General features: G+C 59.7%; 17 protein-coding genes. 5 read left to right on the top strand and 12 right to left on the bottom strand.

The window, feature by feature from the left end:
* Nucleotides 1–16: 16 nt before the first annotated feature.
* Nucleotides 17–466: a YcgN family cysteine cluster protein gene (locus ABTV87_RS07115; protein ID WP_007958058.1), complete on the bottom strand. Its 450-nt coding sequence runs from the start codon at nucleotides 464–466 to the stop codon at nucleotides 17–19.
* Between the two features lie 279 nt (nucleotides 467–745).
* Here ABTV87_RS07115 and ABTV87_RS07110 point away from each other — a divergent pair, with 279 nt between their 5' ends.
* The gene (locus ABTV87_RS07110; RefSeq protein WP_085605592.1) at nucleotides 746–1,339 is read left to right on the top strand and encodes a nitroreductase family protein; all 594 of its coding nucleotides are present in this window, start codon (nucleotides 746–748) and stop codon (nucleotides 1,337–1,339) included.
* 120 nt (nucleotides 1,340–1,459) lie between these two features.
* On the opposite strand, the gene ABTV87_RS07105 is transcribed toward ABTV87_RS07110, so the two are convergent.
* From ABTV87_RS07105 to ABTV87_RS07090, 4 genes are all read right to left on the bottom strand, one after another.
* Entirely contained in the window at nucleotides 1,460–2,392 is a 933-nt protein-coding gene (locus ABTV87_RS07105) for a D-2-hydroxyacid dehydrogenase (protein ID WP_085605590.1), read from the bottom strand.
* Between the two features lie 106 nt (nucleotides 2,393–2,498).
* Complete coding sequence (locus ABTV87_RS07100) at nucleotides 2,499–2,792, bottom strand: YcgL domain-containing protein (RefSeq protein ID WP_007958052.1); 294 nt, start codon at nucleotides 2,790–2,792, stop codon at nucleotides 2,499–2,501.
* On the bottom strand, nucleotides 2,789–3,922 hold the full coding sequence (gene rnd, locus ABTV87_RS07095; protein ID WP_007958043.1) for a ribonuclease D: 1,134 nt from the start codon (nucleotides 3,920–3,922) through the stop codon (nucleotides 2,789–2,791). Before rnd ends, ABTV87_RS07100 begins: the two co-directional genes overlap by 4 nt.
* 130 nt (nucleotides 3,923–4,052) lie before the next feature.
* Complete coding sequence (locus tag ABTV87_RS07090; RefSeq protein WP_433899178.1) at nucleotides 4,053–5,702, bottom strand: phosphoethanolamine transferase; 1,650 nt, start codon at nucleotides 5,700–5,702, stop codon at nucleotides 4,053–4,055.
* Nucleotides 5,703–5,999: 297 nt separating this feature from the next.
* Here ABTV87_RS07090 and ABTV87_RS07085 point away from each other — a divergent pair, with 297 nt between their 5' ends.
* Both ABTV87_RS07085 and ABTV87_RS07080 read left to right on the top strand, forming a co-directional pair.
* The gene (locus ABTV87_RS07085; protein ID WP_433899177.1) at nucleotides 6,000–7,184 is read left to right on the top strand and encodes a cyanate transporter; all 1,185 of its coding nucleotides are present in this window, start codon (nucleotides 6,000–6,002) and stop codon (nucleotides 7,182–7,184) included.
* Between the two features lie 209 nt (nucleotides 7,185–7,393).
* Nucleotides 7,394–8,329, top strand: a complete 936-nt coding sequence (locus ABTV87_RS07080) for a LysR substrate-binding domain-containing protein (protein ID WP_433899176.1) — start codon at nucleotides 7,394–7,396, stop codon at nucleotides 8,327–8,329.
* Nucleotides 8,330–8,332: 3 nt separating this feature from the next.
* Here the strand turns inward: ABTV87_RS07080 and ABTV87_RS07075 are convergent, their stop codons facing one another.
* The 6 genes from ABTV87_RS07075 to ABTV87_RS07050 all read right to left on the bottom strand — a co-directional run bounded on the left by ABTV87_RS07075 (nucleotide 8,333) and on the right by ABTV87_RS07050 (nucleotide 13,913).
* Nucleotides 8,333–8,698: a 5-carboxymethyl-2-hydroxymuconate Delta-isomerase gene (locus ABTV87_RS07075; RefSeq protein WP_221535240.1), complete on the bottom strand. Its 366-nt coding sequence runs from the start codon at nucleotides 8,696–8,698 to the stop codon at nucleotides 8,333–8,335.
* Nucleotides 8,699–8,755: 57 nt separating this feature from the next.
* The gene (locus ABTV87_RS07070) at nucleotides 8,756–9,682 is read right to left on the bottom strand and encodes a LysR substrate-binding domain-containing protein (RefSeq protein ID WP_045121852.1); all 927 of its coding nucleotides are present in this window, start codon (nucleotides 9,680–9,682) and stop codon (nucleotides 8,756–8,758) included.
* 72 nt (nucleotides 9,683–9,754) lie between these two features.
* Nucleotides 9,755–11,851, bottom strand: coding sequence for a DUF6311 domain-containing protein (locus ABTV87_RS07065; protein WP_433899175.1), 2,097 nt, complete (start codon nucleotides 11,849–11,851; stop codon nucleotides 9,755–9,757).
* A complete protein-coding gene (locus ABTV87_RS07060; protein WP_221535242.1) occupies nucleotides 11,848–12,234 on the bottom strand; it encodes a GtrA family protein in 387 nt (128 codons plus the stop codon). Before ABTV87_RS07060 ends, ABTV87_RS07065 begins: the two co-directional genes overlap by 4 nt.
* Nucleotides 12,231–12,941, bottom strand: a complete 711-nt coding sequence (locus tag ABTV87_RS07055; RefSeq protein WP_433899174.1) for a class I SAM-dependent methyltransferase — start codon at nucleotides 12,939–12,941, stop codon at nucleotides 12,231–12,233. The genes ABTV87_RS07060 and ABTV87_RS07055 overlap by 4 nt, the downstream gene beginning before the upstream one ends.
* Before the next feature lie 3 nt (nucleotides 12,942–12,944).
* On the bottom strand, nucleotides 12,945–13,913 hold the full coding sequence (locus ABTV87_RS07050) for a glycosyltransferase family 2 protein (protein ID WP_433899173.1): 969 nt from the start codon (nucleotides 13,911–13,913) through the stop codon (nucleotides 12,945–12,947).
* 277 nt (nucleotides 13,914–14,190) lie between these two features.
* On the opposite strand from ABTV87_RS07050, the gene ABTV87_RS07045 reads away from it, so the two are divergent.
* Both ABTV87_RS07045 and ABTV87_RS07040 read left to right on the top strand, forming a co-directional pair.
* Nucleotides 14,191–14,382: a YegP family protein gene (locus tag ABTV87_RS07045; protein ID WP_007958030.1), complete on the top strand. Its 192-nt coding sequence runs from the start codon at nucleotides 14,191–14,193 to the stop codon at nucleotides 14,380–14,382.
* Between the two features lie 241 nt (nucleotides 14,383–14,623).
* Nucleotides 14,624–15,385 (top strand): hypothetical protein, encoded by a 762-nt coding sequence (locus tag ABTV87_RS07040; RefSeq protein WP_085605572.1) that lies wholly within the window; start codon nucleotides 14,624–14,626, stop codon nucleotides 15,383–15,385.
* A gap of 170 nt (nucleotides 15,386–15,555) precedes the next feature.
* Here the strand turns inward: ABTV87_RS07040 and ppk2 are convergent, their stop codons facing one another.
* Complete coding sequence (ppk2, locus tag ABTV87_RS07035) at nucleotides 15,556–16,380, bottom strand: polyphosphate kinase 2 (RefSeq protein WP_039772662.1); 825 nt, start codon at nucleotides 16,378–16,380, stop codon at nucleotides 15,556–15,558.
* Nucleotides 16,381–16,440: the final 60 nt, after the last annotated feature.

Genomic DNA, 16,440 nt, shown 5'->3' with positions numbered 1-16,440 from the left:
GCTCCTTGGTCAATCGTTAACCTGCGCGGAAAATCAGGTGATCTTCCCAGTCGTCTTCCGGCACGCTGCCTTCGGCGAGCATGCGCCCGGACTGGGAAATCCGTTCGTGGTGCACCGCGTCGCGATCACCGCAGACCAGGTGATGCCACAGCGGCAGATCCTTGCCTTCGCTGACCAGTCGATAACCGCAGGTCGGCGGCAGCCATTTGAATTCTTCGGCCTGGCCCGGGGTGAGCTGGATGCAGTCCGGGACAAACTTCATGCGGTTCGGGTAATCGCTGCACTGGCAGGTTTTCAGGTCCAGCAGTTTGCAGGCGATGCGCGTGTAATAGACGCTGTTGTCTTCTTCATCCTCGAGCTTCTGCAGGCAGCACAGGCCGCAACCGTCGCACAGCGATTCCCATTCCTCGTGATCGAGTTGATCGAGGGTTTTGCGTATCCAGAACGGTTCGACTTTGGCGGCCATGGCTCAAGCATCAACATCAGGTGGTGAAAAGGCCGCCAGTCTAGTGCCCAAGGCCCCGTGATCCAAGCGCTGGCGACTGCCGGTTGTGCAGGGCTTGTCAGTTTTTGCGCGGCCAAGTAGCTTTGCCAGTCTCACCAGGCCTTTACCGGATGCCATTAACGCTCGACCGCGTTGCCTCCGGTGAACTGCAGGCTTGCGCCACGACCCCATCGTTCAGCCCAACTGATCCCGCCGGGTTTCGCTTCCAACCTGTCCTCAAACGTAGCAAGGAATCTCTCGATGAGTGCCAACCCTCGCGTTGCCGAATACGCCATTCACCCGCAGTTCACCGATCGCTGGTCGCCCCGCGCCTTCACCGGCGAAGCGATTTCCGAGGAAACCCTGCTGAGCTTCTTCGAAGCCGCGCGCTGGGCGCCGTCGGCGTACAACTCGCAGCCGTGGCGTTTTCTCTACGCCCGTCGCGACACCCCGAACTGGGAGCGTTACCTGGGCCTGCTCAATGAATTCAACCGCAGCTGGGCACAACACGCTTCGGCACTGGTGATCGTGATTTCGAAAACCACCTTCACCGCACCGGGCGCGACCGAGGAAACGCCAGCGCTGTGGCACACCTTCGACACCGGTTCCGCGTGGGGCCATCTGGCGCTGCAAGCGAGCCTGAGCGGCTGGCACACCCACGGCATGGCCGGCTTCGATCAGGAGCTAACCCGCAAGGAGCTGAACATTCCGGAGGGTTATGCGCTGCACGCCGCCGTGGCGGTGGGCAAGCTGGGTGACAAGGCAACCCTGGCGGACTACCTGCAAGCACGGGAAACACCGAGCCCGCGTCGTCCGCTGAGCGAACTGGCGGCTGAAGGCGATTTCACCCTCTAAGCCCCGCTTGATCGTTCCCACGCTCCGCGTGGGAATGCAGCCCGTGACGCTCCGCGTCACTGGACGCTCCGCGTCCCTTGAGGCGTTCCCACGCGGAGCGTGGGAACGATCTCTCTGGACTCAGTAACCGCGTGCGAAATCCACTTCCCCACGCAACGCCTCGCCCGCCTGATACGCCCGCAAGTTATCCAGAAACAACTGCACCATCATCGGCGGCGAGGTCGGCGCCGAGCTGTGCCCGGTCAGCAGCAAGCCCCATGCGGTCCAGAACGGATGCCGTTGCGGCAGCGGTTCCTGGCGGCAGACGTCGATCACCGCGCCCGCCAGATGGCCTTCCTTCAACGCTTCGACCAGATCAGCATCGACCACCGCCACACCGCGCCCGGCGTTGATGAACAAACCGGTCGGCTTGAATTGCTTGAACAGCGCAGCGTCGTAGATATCGTGGGTGTGCTCGGTGTTGGGCAGCAGATTGACCACATAATCCACCTCGCCCACCAGCCGTGGCAGATCCGCCATCGAACCGACTTCGACAAACGGCGCCTGCTCGCGGGCGCTGCTGGCGATGCCGTACAACTCGACGCCGAACGGCAGCAGGAACTGCGCCACGCTCTGGCCGATGTCACCGGTGCCAACGATCAACACCTTGCGCCCGACCAGACTCTGACCGGTGCGGTTGTCCCACTTGCGCTCGACCTGGCTGACCAGCCGCGCCAGCACTTCACGCTCGTGGCCGAGCATGTAGGTCAGCACGTATTCAGCCATAACCTGGCCGAAAATGCCGACTGCCCGGGTCAGGCGGTAATCCCGGCGCAGGCCGTCGGCCAGTAGCGGCGTGATCCCGGCCCAGGTCGATTGCAGCCATTGCGGCTGGTGGCCCTGACGCAACAGGGTCGCCAGCAGATCCGGCTGCCCCAGCCACACCGGGCAATCGACGGCCTGGCGGGCCAGTTCGGCGGAGTCGCCGCTGGTCAGCACTTCCAGCTCCGGAGCCGCCTGACGCAGCAGTCGGGCGTATATCGCGTGGTCGTGTTCAGCAATCAGAACGCGCATCTTCAAACCTTTCGCAAACCGTGCAGGCGGCCGTCCACTTCGTGGCAGCCGTCGCCGTAAAAACCGTTCCAGGGGTTACAAGAGGCCCAGGACAGGGCCTCGCGGATCAGACCGGGTCGTTGCGTCGCAGCAACTCTTCGGGCAAGTGCTCGATGTACTCTTCCTCGGCCGGTGGCATTTGCAGGTGATAGCCCTGCTTTTCGAGGTTTTCCAGGACCACGGCGATGTCTTCGCTGGCCAGCTTGCGCTCGGGGGTCAACACCAGGTCGAAGGAATGCTTGGCCTTGCCGAACGCCGCCATCAGACCTTCCGGCACGCGCTCCAGCGCATCGCTCTTGAGCACGTAAAGGTACATGCCGCTTTTCTTCGAACTTTGATAAATGGAACAAATACGTTTCAAGGCTGTTCTCCGGCGGTGGCCAGGCTGTCGAGCAGCTTCTGGCCCATCAATTCGCGGCGCCAGCCACGCAGCGAATCAGGCAATTGGTAAGGACCCTCGGGGAAGCCGCTTTTGACCAGCGCTTCGAGGGTTTTCTTGCGCAGCATCAGTTCCGGCGCGATGCCCAGACGTTCAGCTTCGGCCTGACCGAGCGCCCGCAGCTGTTTGATCAGCGCAGCGGCTTCGATCGGCAACGGCTCCGGCACGGCTGGCGGCCATTGATCAGGCCCCACACTGCCAGAGCGCTTGATCAGATCAAGCAGAAACTCGCCGTCCTGACGCACGGTACGCGGGTGCATGTCTTCGATCTTGCCCAGCGCGCTCAGGTTGTCCGGTTGGGTCCGGGCCAGCGGCCACAGCGAGTGCTCACGCACGATGCGGTTGCGCGGCAGGTCGCGGGCGCGGGCCTCGCGTTCACGCCAGGCGCACAGCTCACGCAGCACGGCCAGTTGGGCGCGGGACAGTTTCCACGCCAGTTTGGCCTCGCGATACACCTCGTACGGATCGGTCTCGCGGCGCAGGTTGGCGACCAGTTCGGCGCCATCCTCCAGTACCCAGGCGAATTTGTCGTCAGACAGCTTCGGACGAAGTTGTACGAAAACCTCCGCCAGATGCACGGCGTCTTCGGCGGCATAGCTGATTTGCGTGTCGGACAACGGACGCTGCAACCAGTCGGAACGGGTTTCGCCCTTCGGCAGTTCGATGCCGAGCACTTCCTGCACCAGACGCGAATAGCCCATCGAGAACCCGAGGTTCAGGTAGGCAGCGGCCAGTTGGGTGTCGAACAGCGGCGCCGGCAGGCTGCCGGTCAGGCGCAGCAGGACTTCGAGGTCTTCGCTGCAGGCGTGCAGGACTTTGAGCACCGCCGGGTTTTCCAGCAACGCGGCCAAGGGTTGCCAGGCGTTGATGGTCAGCGGGTCGATCAGGTAGGCGCGTTTGCCGTCGCCGACCTGCAACAGGCCGGCAATCGGGTAGAAGGTGTCGACCCGCATGAATTCGGTGTCGAGGGCAACGAACGGCAGCTGCTGCCACTCGGCGCAAAACTGCGCGAGGCTATCGTTGTCGCGAATCCAGTGAATATCGATGGCCACACGGCTCTCCCTTCAAGAATGGCGCGCAGTATATATCGCCACCGGCGCTTTCCGCGCCTTTACAGGGCAAGAGCTTGATGAAATCTCCTGCCTGAGGGAAAGAATAGTCTTACAGAGTGAGTCTGCCGGCTCAGTCCTTGGCCAGCACCCCGTCGATCACCGCCCCCCGGCAGCCGGCAAACATGTCCAGATCCGGCTGGTAGACCTTGCTCTGCACTTCCAGCAGGCCGAGCATCGAGTGGAACAGGTTGTCCTGGCTCAGCGGTTTGTCGCGGCTCATTTGCAGGCAATGGGTGTCGACCGAGTAGGACTTCTGATAGCTATCGGAGAACCACGCCAGCATCGCCACGTGTTTCTGCTGCTCCGGCGCCAGCATGTACGGCGTGCCGTGGAGGAACAGGTTGTACTCGCCCAGGGATTCGCCGTGGTCGGACAGGTACAGCATGGCGGTATCGACCTTGTCCTGATTGCTGCGCAGCACATCGATCAGGCTCGACAGCACATGGTCGGTGTACACCAGCGTGTTGTCGTAGCCGTTGACGATGCTCTCGCGGCTGCAATTGTTCAGCGCATTGCTTTCACACACCGGGGTGAAGCGCTCGTATTCCTTCGGATAGCGTTTGAAGTATTCCGGGCCGTGGCTGCCCATCTGATGCAGGACCAGCACGGTGTCCTTGTCCAGGTGATCGATGAAGCTTTGCAGGCCTTGCAACAGGATTTCGTCGCGGCATTCGCTGTTGGCGCACAGCGCCGGGTCTTTCAGATTGCTGACGTCCTGCAAGGTGACGCGATCGCAGGTGCCCTTGCAGCCGGACTGGTTGTCGCGCCAGATCACATCGATCCCGGCACGCTTGAGCACGTCCAGCAGCCCTTCCTCATTCTTCGCCTTGCTGGCGTCGTAATCCTTGCGGCCCATGTTGGAGAACATGCACGGCACCGACACGGCGGTTTCCGTGCCACAGGAATGCACATCGGTGAAGGCGATCAGGCCGGCTTCCTTGTCCAGTTTCGGCGTGGTGTCGCGGTCATAACCGAGGATGCCGAAGTTTTCCGCCCGGGCACTTTCCCCCACCACCAGCACCGTCAGGGATTTGCGCGGATGGTTCTGCACGGCGGCATTGCGCTGGGCGTCTTCGCCGATCGTGACGAACGGTTGCTGCGCCGAAGCCACCTGCTCACGCAGATAACCGGCCGAGGCGCCGATGTAGTTGCTCGGCACCAGCATCAGGCGAATTTCGTGGTGATTGCGAAACAGCGACGACAGCCCTTGATAATTGGCCAGCGCGACGCCGCCAATGACCGCGACCGACGCGACACTCACAATAACTTTGCTTAATAACTCGCGATGCCAGCGACGATAGTTGACTGGAACTTTCCACAACAACCAGGACGGCAAGACACCCAGAAAAACGATATAAGCCAGTAACTTCAAAGACAGCAGATCGCGCACTTCAGTGGCATTGGTTTCGGCAAAGTTTCTAAACATGCCGGCATCGATCATTACACCGTATTGGCTCATGAAATAAGCCACGCCGGCGCTGACCATAAACAACAACGTCAACACGGGTTTCAACACGGGTCGAAACGCCAGCAACGTCAGCACGATGTTATACGCCGCGAAGATCATCACCCCGAACGCAATGCGCATGGCAATGCCTTTGCCGTCCGCAGTGGTGATGTCGAACAGGTGCTGCCAGAGAACGAAATTGAATCCGGTCAAAAGAAAGGCGCTGGCAAACAACGTCACCCATTCCGGGCGCACGGCTTTTAACTTGAACATGGCGAGGGGCTATTTCCTTGAAAGAAGTGCCGTCGTCAATTGTGAAAATTTCATTGACTCAGACAACACAAACTTTAAGCAGGCAACCATCAATTTTTTGTGAAAAAGAAGCCAACGATTAGTTGGCCCATGAAATAACCATGAAAGTTTCGGAGTATTTGAGAATGGTTCAGCTGTGGTTCAGTCGCGGGCGACGAGGTGCCGTATCGAATTTCTCGATAGCGCTCCCGACTTTCTGATTTGCCGCCCCGCTCGCCTGCCCGCCTAATCGACCGCCTCTGGTTCAAAGGTCTGAAGATGGAAAAAGTTCGCGCCACTGCCCGCCCCGCTGCCTGGCTGATGCTCGGCATCATCCTGGTCGCCCTCAACCTGCGCCCGTCGATGGCGGCGGTCGGGCCCTTGCTCTCGGCCATTCGCGGCGATATGGCGCTGAGTTTCAGTCTCGCAGCGTTGCTGACCCTGCTGCCGGTGATGGCGATGGGGCTGGCGATGTTTTTCGGTATGGCGGTCAGTCAGCGCCTCGGTGAACAGCGCACGGTGCTGCTGTCGTTGTTGATCATTGGCGGGGCGACGCTGTCGCGGCTGTTTCTCGATTCGGCGGGCGGATTGATCGCCAGCGCCGTGCTGGCCGGGATCGGCATTGCACTGATCCAAGCCTTGATGCCCGCGCTGATCAAATCGCGGTTTCCCGACAACGTGGCGCTGTGCATGGGCCTTTACGTCACTTCGATCATGGGCGGCGCGGCGCTGGCCGCTTCGTTCGCTCCGTGGGTCCTGATGCAGACCGGCAACTGGCGGGCGGGACTGGCCGTCTGGGCAGTTTTGGCATTGCTCGCCATTCCTGTGTGGTGGGCAACCCGAACTACGTCACCGGACGTCACCCGATCTGTTATCAGAAAAGAATCCTTCTTCACGAATTCCCGCGCCTGGCTGCTCGCGATCTTCTTCGGTCTCGGCACTGCGTCCTACACCTGCGTGCTCGCCTGGCTGGCGCCGTACTACGTGGAAAAGGGCTGGAGCGAACAAAACGCCGGCCTGATGTTGGGTTTTCTGACGGCCATGGAGGTTATTTCCGGGCTGGTGGTGCCCGCCATCGCCAATCGCAGCCGTGACCGACGCCTGGTGCTCGGCACCCTGCTCGGCCTGATCATCGCCGGATTTCTGGGTCTGATCCTCAGCCCTCAGCACCTGAGCCTGCTGTGGCCCTGCCTGCTCGGACTAGGCATTGGCGGACTGTTCCCGATGAGCCTGATCGTATCCCTCGATCATCTCGACGAACCGCAACGTGCCGGCGGGCTCACAGCCTTCGTACAAGGCATCGGCTACCTGATTGCCGGACTATCGCCCCTGATGGCCGGCGCAGTTCGCGATCAACTGGGCAGCTTCGAGTGGGCCTGGTGGTCACTGACGGCAGTGATGGCGCTCATGCTGCTGATGGTGCTGCGCTTCAACCCACGATATTACGCCCGGCACATGGGTTGATCGGGCGAATGGCAGGCCGACCCGTCTGGATAAAGGCTTCTGGCCACCTTTTCCGGGTTTGATTGTGTACGTCGTGTTACTAAAACTTTCTGTCCCACAACTGACCGTGAAAAGTCCTACAGGGCTTTCTCCTGGCACCATCGTTCCGTTACGATCATGCGCACACGTTTGCGCGGATTCGGCGCAAGGAGCACAGCGAGACAGAACGGATGCTGAACAGTAACTTGCTTAGAAAGCTCGACATGCAGGATCTCATGGTGTTTGTCGCCGTGTATGAGCAAAGCAGCGTCACCGACGTGTCGGAGGCGCTGTTCGTCAGCCAGTCCACCGTCAGTTACTGCCTGAAAAAACTGCGCACCAGCTTCGAAGACGATTTGTTCGTCAACACCCGCACCGGCATGCGCCCGACCTACAAGGCCAGCAGCATGTACGGTCATGTGCAGAAAATCCTCGAAAGCATCAACCTCTGCCACGCCGGCGCCCCGACTTTCGATCCGATGGCGCAACCGGTGACCTTCAACATCTGCGCCCCGGAATACTTCGAGCAACTGATCCTGCCACGGATGTTGAAGCGCTTTGACTTCGATGACTTGCCGGTGATGGTCAACATGCACAAGTTCGAAACCGACGTGCCGGTCGAAGAATTGCGCGACGGCAGCCTCGATCTGGTGATCTGCTTCGGCCCGCACTTCCATCGCAGCCACGCCGACCTGAAATCACGGATGTTGCTGGAAGATGACCTGGTCTGCGTCTTCGACAAACGCGCCACGCCGCTGGAGCCGCGCCTGAGTCTGCAAGCTTTCACCGAACGCCGGCATGTGTTCCCGACACCGTGGACGTCGACCACCAACATGGTCGATGGCTGGCTGGCGCGGCAGGCGCAGAAACGCCAGATCGTCGCCCGTTCCAACAGCTACAGCGCGGCGTTGAAGATGATCACCGGCACCGATTTCATCCTGACCCTGCCCCGGCGGATCCAGCGTTTGCTGACCAACGACGCCGTGTTCAATCACTGCGAGGCGCCGAACGGTCTGCCGGGGTTCACCCTCGACATGCAATGGAGCCACAGCGTCGATCAGGACAGCGCCAACCTCTGGCTGCGCGAGCAGGTCATCAAGACCTGCGCGGAGCTGGAAGCGGCCTGAGTCTTACACGCCGATGGCGGTCTTGTTGTAGGACTCGCGGTCGATGTCGAGCAGTTCCACACTCAACTGCACCTCGACCCCGGCCGGCCATTCGCACAGATCCTGCAACACCGCCAACAGGCTCTGCGACAGCTGCTTCTTGATCTCCGGGGAACGCCCGCTGAGCAGCGCCAGTCTTACCGCGACAAAGGCGCGCTCGTTCATGGCGGTGCCGACCTTGAAGGTTTCAACCTTGATCGCACGGCTCTTGATGTCGAATTCCGCCGCGAACTGACCGGAACCCACCAGCGTGTTGTTGAGCCGGATCAACGCCACGTCGGCGTTCAGTTGCGGCAGGTTGGCGGTGTATTCCAGGTGCAGGTGTGGCATCTCGGTGCTCCAGTGGTTCGGCGGAAAGGTCGTACATATAACACAGCAACGCCTGACTCACGCCAACGACGACATCACCGGCCGCTCACTCATGAACTGCTCCAGCCGCGAACGCAACCAGCGCTCGGCCGGGTCGCTGTCGACGTGGCTGAGCCAGACCATCGACAGGTCGAGGGTCGGGGTCTTGAACGGAAACGGCTCCTTGAACAAGAACCCGGAAGCGGCCATGGCGTCGGCGGTGTAATCCGGCAGGCTGGCGATCAGGTCGGTGCCGGCCAGCAGCGCCGGCAACGAACTGTATTGCGGCACCGACAGCACCACCTGACGGGTGCGACCGATGTCCGCCAGCCACTCATCGGCGTAGCCACTGACATTGGCGGTGTGGGAAACCAGCACGTGCGGGCGTGCGCAATATTCATCGAGGGTCAGCGGCGTGTCGGACTTGTCGGCACGCAGGATGCTCGGCTGGATGTGCCGCAGCAGTTTGCGTTTGGCGTTGGCCGGCAGGCCGCGGGTCTGGCTGATGCCGACGGTAATGTCGCCCGCCGCCAGCAGATCGGGAATCCGCCAGTAATCGACGTGCTGCACCACGAACACCACGCTCGGCGCTTCCTGGCGCAAGGCACGCAACAACGGTGGCAGCAGGCCGAATTCGACGTCATCCGACAGACCGATTCGGAAGGTCATGGTGCTGACGGCAGGATCGAAATCCCGGGTCAGGCTGAGCGCCACCGACAGCGAGTCGAGCGCGGGCTTCAGATGGCGATAAATATCTTCGGCGCGGGCGGTCGGCTCCATGCGATGGCCGACGCGGATGAACAACGGATCGTTAAGCATGGTGCGCAGACGGTTGAGCGCCGAGCTGATGGTCGGCTGGCCGAGAAACAGTTTCTCGGCAGCACGGGTCACGTTGCGTTCGAGCATCAAGGTCTCGAACACCACCATCAGGTTGATGTCGGCCTTGCGTAGTTCATTGCGGTTCATCCATTGCCCCCCGATCCCCAGATTGCGGCAGTGTAGAAAGGCCGTGGGGGCGGCGTCCATCGAAACGGTGCGTCATTGCACCGTCAACGTCTTCAGCCCCAGGCCCATGATCCGCGAATCGTCGTTGATACCCAGCTGTCGGGGGCTGACGGCATCCGGCAGCTGCAATTCGATATCGAGCCGGTCATCGTTCCCGAGGCGCTGGCTGAGCGCGGCGCTGATCGGGATTTCCAGGCGATTGCCTTGAAACTGCATCAATCGGGTATCCAGTACCTGTTGGCCATTCAGACTGACGATCACCCGCTGGTCGGGGTGCCCGGGCGAGATGAAAGCCAGCGCGTCGATCACGATCGAACGCACCGGCGGCTGCACCCGCAATTGGATTTTCGCCTGTCGCCCTTCTGTCCATGTCCCCCAGCTTTCCGGCCTCGACCAACCCTTGGCCAATTGCCGATTGCGATAATTGAAGGTCAGCGTTTGCCCTGGACGAGTGAGGGGCGCGAGCAAAATCTGTTGCCCTTCATCAGGCACCTGCAGGCATTCGCCGCAGCGTTTCCAGCCCGGCGCCAGCACCGCCACCCCGTCCACGCGCGTCAGCAGATCGGTTTCACTGTTGATGCTCCGTGCGGCATCGACCAGAGCATCGTCATCAAGAAGGTACAAAGAGTCCGCGTCGTACTGCCCCGACTCGAGCATCGCGCGTGCTTTCTGCTGTGCTTGCGCCAGCGCCGAAGTGCTCATGCGTCCCAGATACACCGCATCGGTTTTCATCCCGTGGGTCGCTGCGAAACCGGCGATCATCTGCCAGCGATCGCTCTGATTCTGCGGCATCAGGCTGCGCACATTGGCGTAACGCGCAGCAGCACTGGCCCAGAAGGGATCCGTCATCGGACTGCTCCAGACCGATGACGGCGTCAGCATTTTCCCCTGCCTGATGGCCATCCAGCCATCGCGGGTGTCGGCCACCTGGATCAACAATGCGACGGCCAGCAGACCGATGGCGATGCGTGGCCGATAACCGCGAACCACCAGAAAAATCATGGTCATGACGCAGGCGTACAACACCGGCCAGAACATCCGCCCCGAGGCGCGAAAAATACTGGCCAGGGCGATGATTCGATCGGGTAGCGGATACTCGAACGTCAACGTGCCTATGCCTATTCGGTTCGACAGCGCGAACAGCCATAAACCGAGCATGGCCACCAGCAGCCATGGACGAGCACGCAATTCATCCTTCAAGAGTCGCCGGTTTCGCAGCCAGGCCAAAAAAGCCGGCGGCACCAGCAACAGAACACCCAGGCCAAAGTAGTTGAAACCTTCGTAATCCCCCTCTTCTTTCGGCAGACCGGGAAGGAGACGGGACCAGCCTGCCGGATCGGCGGGCGACAGCAGATTCATCCGGTACAAACCGAAACCACCGGATGCCGCGCCATCGGCAATGCTGAAGTAACCGGCCTGCCAGCAACACACGCTCACCAGCGCGAAAAGCACGCCGCCCTCGATCAGTCCCTGACCCCGGGTCAATGACCGACTCAATGTCTTGCCCAGCAGGTCCGCCAGCCAGATCAGCGCAACCATGGCCAGCAGGTAGGCGTGCACCCCGGCCGTCACCGTCAGCAACGTGCCCCACGCCAGGCGACGACGTTGCAGATCCGGCAGCAACGCCAGGTACAGCGCCGCCAGAACCAGGAAATGGCCCGCCAGGGAAAGGTGCCCCACAAGGCGAAAAAACATCACCGGCGAGAACGCCAGCAACCCTGCACCCAGAAGGCGAATCACGGGATGGGGCGTCATCAGCCCCAGCAGTTTCCAGCCAAACCAGGCTTGCAGGACACAACAGGCCAGCAGCCACAAACCGAAATACTGGAAGGTATCCGGCAACCAGCCACTGAACGGTTTGAACAACAGCGCGAGCAGTGGATTGGAGTCGGAAAAAATGATCGCGCTGCCCAGTTCCAGGCCGTAGGACGGATTGAGCCCGAGCGGGAATGTCCAGGGACCATGCCGGAAAAACGCCCAGCCCAGATAATGCGTGGCCGGATCGCCCTGCTCCAGCCAGGCGATGTTCTGCGGGTTCAGCGCTTGCGGTCCGACCACCAGAAAAAACACCAGAACACCCAAGAACAATGGCAGCAGGGAAAGTGCCGGGTGCTCCCGTGAATCCGTCATCGATATGTCCAGAAGTTGTGCAGTACGAAAGTGAATGCCGGAATCGTCAGCGCCACGGCAACGATTCCGGCGAGATAGTGCAGCCCGGCCATCTGTGCCGCCCAGGCCACGAACATCGCCAACAGAAAACCGCCCACCGAAACCAGCATGAAACGCAGCAGGGTTTTCCCGTGCAGTCGGGCTGAAAAACTCCAGGTGGTGTTGATCACATAGGACACCACCGTCGCCACGATAAAGGCCACGCCGTTGGCCAGGGGTGGCTGGTGGCTGACGAAGTTGATGAACAGCACCGCCACCAGCGCATGCAGCGCGGTGACGAACAATCCGGTCACGGCGAAACGCAGACCGCGCTGGATCAATGCGGACTTTTCGGCGGACGTCACGGTTTGCGCGCCAGCACGAACACGCTCAAACCGGCGAGGCGATTCATGCCCATCAACGGCAGCTCGAGACTGCACAGGGTTTTCAGCAGCGTATTGACCAGCGGATGATGTTTTTTCAGCTGCGAACGCGGTGCCGAACCCCGAGCACCGCCGGGTATCAGCCGCGATGCCAGCGCAATCGGGAAGACCGCTCCGAAGTAATAGGCGCCCCGCTCTACCTTCAATCCGGCGTTACCCGCCAGAGCCTCGAATCGCCCCAGCGTGTAGCGACGTTTGTGTTCGAGAAAATCATCGTGCCCGCTCCACATGAACTGGAACGCCGGCACGGTCATCAGGAAACGACTGCCGGACGGCACCTTGTCAACGTACGACTTGAGCAGGCCGAGGTCGTCATCAACGTGTTCCAGCACATCCATCAGCAACACCAGATCCGCGTCCACGCTGTCGATGGAACGACGGTAATGCACCGGCTTTCCGGCGGTGGTGGCGCTGGAGTCGGCCGGGTAACTGATGTCCACGCACCACGCTTCGCGTGCCGCCGTGTGGGTCAATAAATGGTGGGAAAAGAAACCTGAACCGGCACCGACATCGAGAATTCGCTTGATCGGCGCTTCACCCAGCAAGCGCCGGGTGGCGGCCGCTTTGGAGCAGTAATACCAATGCTCGCCGATGCTGTCGCCGAGGATGTCGGTTTCCTTGAGGTCCATCGGTCAGTCCTTGGGATCGTAAACGCGGCGTACCAGAAAGACCGGTCGGCGCTTGGCTTCAATGTAAGTGCGCCCCAGGTATTCACCGAGTACGCCAATGCCGATCAGTTGCAGGCCACCGAGGAATGTCACGGCCACCATCAGCGACGCATAACCCGGCAGATCGACACCGTACAACAGCGTGCGCACCACGATGAACATGGCAAAGGCGAACGACACCAGCGACACCATCGCTCCCAGATATGTCCAGATCCGCAGCGGCTCGGTGCTGAAACTGGTGATGCCTTCCAGCGCAAAATTCCACAGTCGCCAGCCATTGAACTTGCTGCGTCCAGACGCCCGCTCCGGGCGCTCGTATTCGACTTGCGTGGTGCGAAATCCAACCCAGGCGAACAGGCCTTTCATGAAGCGTCGGGATTCGGGCAGCGTCAGCAGCGCGTCGACCACGCAGCGATCCATCAGCCGGAAATCACCGACGTTTTCCGGCAATGACTGTTCGGCAATTCTGTTGTGCAGGCGATAGAACCAGCTGGCGGAAGTCTGCTTGGCCCAGGAGTCGCTGCGCCGGCTGATGCGGTGGCCAAGCACCACTTCAAAACCTTCGCGCCAGCGCTCGATCATTTGCAGAATGACCTCGGGCGGATCCTGCAGATCAACGTCGATCGGCACCACGATCTGCCCGGTGGCGATCTGCAAACCGGCGGACAGCGCCGCTTCCTTGCCGAAATTGCGGCTCAGATCAACGATGCGGATGCGTGAGTCGCTCTGCTGGCAGTTCAGGAGACGTTCCAGCGTCGTATCGGAACTGCCGTCGTTGACGAACACCAGTTCGAGGCTGATCCGGGAATCACCCTCGAACACCTGACGAATGCGCAGGAGAAAACCGTCGAGGCTGTCCTCTTCGTTGAACACGGGAACCACCAGCGACAACTTCACCGGGCCCGCGTGCTGCGTTCCATTCGGATGGGTCAATGGACTGCTCTTTTTTTATAGTGATTGTCGGTCGCCGAACGCTGTTCGACGCCATGAGCCGCACCGTATTAAGCAGCAGCCCGAAATGTCATGCAAGGGTGAAACGACGGCGTTCCGGCCAATCCAAAGGCCGATTCCTGCGCTCTGGCCCGCGCCTTTCAGAAACATCCACGAACGATTGGAAACAAATCCCCGATAGCCAAAAATCCGCGCTCCGCTAGGCTTGCGTCGAGGCGTCACACAGGTTGTCGCACATAAATCGCATGGAGCGAACTGAATGTATTTCGAGATTTACAGGCAATCCAAAGGCACCCCGAGCACCGGCAAGGGCCAATGGCGCTGGAGATTAAGGGCGGGGAATCACGAGACGGTCGCCAGTGGCGAATCGTATGTGAACAAGGCGGATTGTCTGCATGTGATCGAGCTGATCAAAGGTGTGCAGGGAGAGACCCCGGTCAAGGAGATCTGAGGTAAAAATGCTGCCTATGCCCATAGGCAGCATTCAATTGAAATGCCCGTCCGCAAAGCAATCAGTTGATCCCGGTTACGATCAATTCAAGCGGAATCAGGCTTTACCCGGATCACTGCAGATGGATAATGGCAAGCTGCCACAATCCATGATTCCCTGATACGAGGGATTCTTCTCCAATCGGCCCGACATTCACCATCACGGACACATGATCAGGCTACGAAACAAGGAGTTCGTAACTTTGCTCTCCCATCAGGATTTACCGGTTCCTCTCTCTCGTACCCAGAAGCTCACATCTCTGATCACGCGAGGCATGGCCGGGCTCGGTGTTTTGTTAGGTGCCATGTGGGCACTGATTACCTACGTAGTGCCAGATCCAAGCGTATTCGGGTTCAGCTTCATCAGCTGGAAGAACGTGGTATTGCTTGTCAGCACCTTCATGTTCTTGGGTGCAGTTTCCATTGGATGGCAAATTCGCAACTACACACCGCTGCTGAGAGGCTGCTTGCAGTTCGTCATAATTTCCGGCGTGTCATTTGGGTTCTTCATCTTGGGAACCGAGTACGCAAAACCCTCATTCGAGTTTGCAAAACTACAGGCAAAAATCGTAGAGAACGAAGGTAGCAACCTGCTCGGCAAGCGCATGGAAGTTTTGGACAATGTTCGTTTTGAGCTTGTTGGTTGCGAAAATATCGGCAGATTGCCCACATGCACCTTCGATTTGACGAACTTGAATGTGGACCGCAGCTTCCGCTTTGATGACAGCACGCGCCTGTTCGACGAATCAGGAGGCCCACTAAAGTTTGAATCGATTCGGGTTGGTCAGGTGGAAGATCGCTACTGGCTGAGATTTCAGTTAATCCGCAATGTCCCTACTCGGGTCACGCTGATTTTCCAGCAGAGCAATAGCAAGCTGAACAAAACACCTGCTATCAAGCTCGTCTTCAATGATTCGAATGATGAATCCCTCACACTGAAGTTCAGTGAAGTTGACATGCGCTAGCCTGGCCTGACGTCGCTCCAAAACGATACCAAACGAGATTTCGCCCCCACCCTATCTCTTTTGCCTAAAACAACTTTCCAGATACCTGCACCGATTTACGTAAAAGCCTCGTAGTTTTTCAACGACGAGGCTTTTAACTGCCAGCGGAAATGGCGTGAGCTAGTACCCCCTCAGAATCTCTCAGGTATATGCCGGAACGGATAATCCGACTCCTTGTACCCCCCAGGTTTCTGCCGCTTGGGCAATGTCACCTTCTCTCGCGGCACCTCTTTATAGGGGATGCGACTGAGCAGGTCAGAGATGATATTGAGCCGCGCCCGACGCTTGTCGTTCGAGTTGGCCACAAGCCACGGTGCGTAATCGGTGTCGGTCGCTTCGATCATGTCGTCCCGTGCCCGGGAGTAGTCATACCAGCGACTGTAGGACTTGAGATCCATCGGCGACAGTTTCCAGATCTTGCGCCCGTCGACAATGCGCGCCTCCAGGCGCCGGGTCTGTTCTTCCTGGCTGACATTCAGCCAGTACTTGAGCAGGATCACTCCCGAACCGACGACTGCGCGCTCCACAAGCGGCACGGTCTTGAGAAACTTGTCGACCTGTTTGTCCGTGCAAAAACCCATCACCCGCTCGACGCCGGCGCGGTTGTACCAACTGCGATCGAAGATCACCACTTCGCCGGCCGCCGGCAAATGGGGCAGATAGCGCTGCATGTACATCTGGCTCTTCTCGCGATCGGTCGGGGCCGGCAACGCGATGACGCGAAAGACTCGCGGGCTGACCCGTTCGGTGAGCGCCTTGATGGTGCCGCCCTTGCCCGCACCGTCACGGCCTTCGAAGATGATGCAGATCTTGATGCCTTCGGCCTTCACCCATTCCTGCATTTTCACCAGTTCGATATGCAAACGGCGCAGCTCGGCAAGGTAGTCCTTGTTTGACAGTTTTGTATGTTCGTCAGGTTTTTCTCTGGGCGAGTCTTTCTTCTTTCCCTTTGCCATGACCAGACCTCTCGGGTTGGAACGACAGCCAGGCTCGTTGGCAATGCATGACCTGGAACC

It is taken from the genome of Pseudomonas sp. PSE1(2024), assembly GCF_050990555.1.
In the GTDB taxonomy this organism is placed as follows: Bacteria; Pseudomonadota; Gammaproteobacteria; order Pseudomonadales; family Pseudomonadaceae; genus Aquipseudomonas; species Aquipseudomonas aphyarum.
The sequence above is the reverse complement of the archived record's forward strand: the minus strand, read 5'-3'. Positions and strand labels throughout refer to the sequence as shown.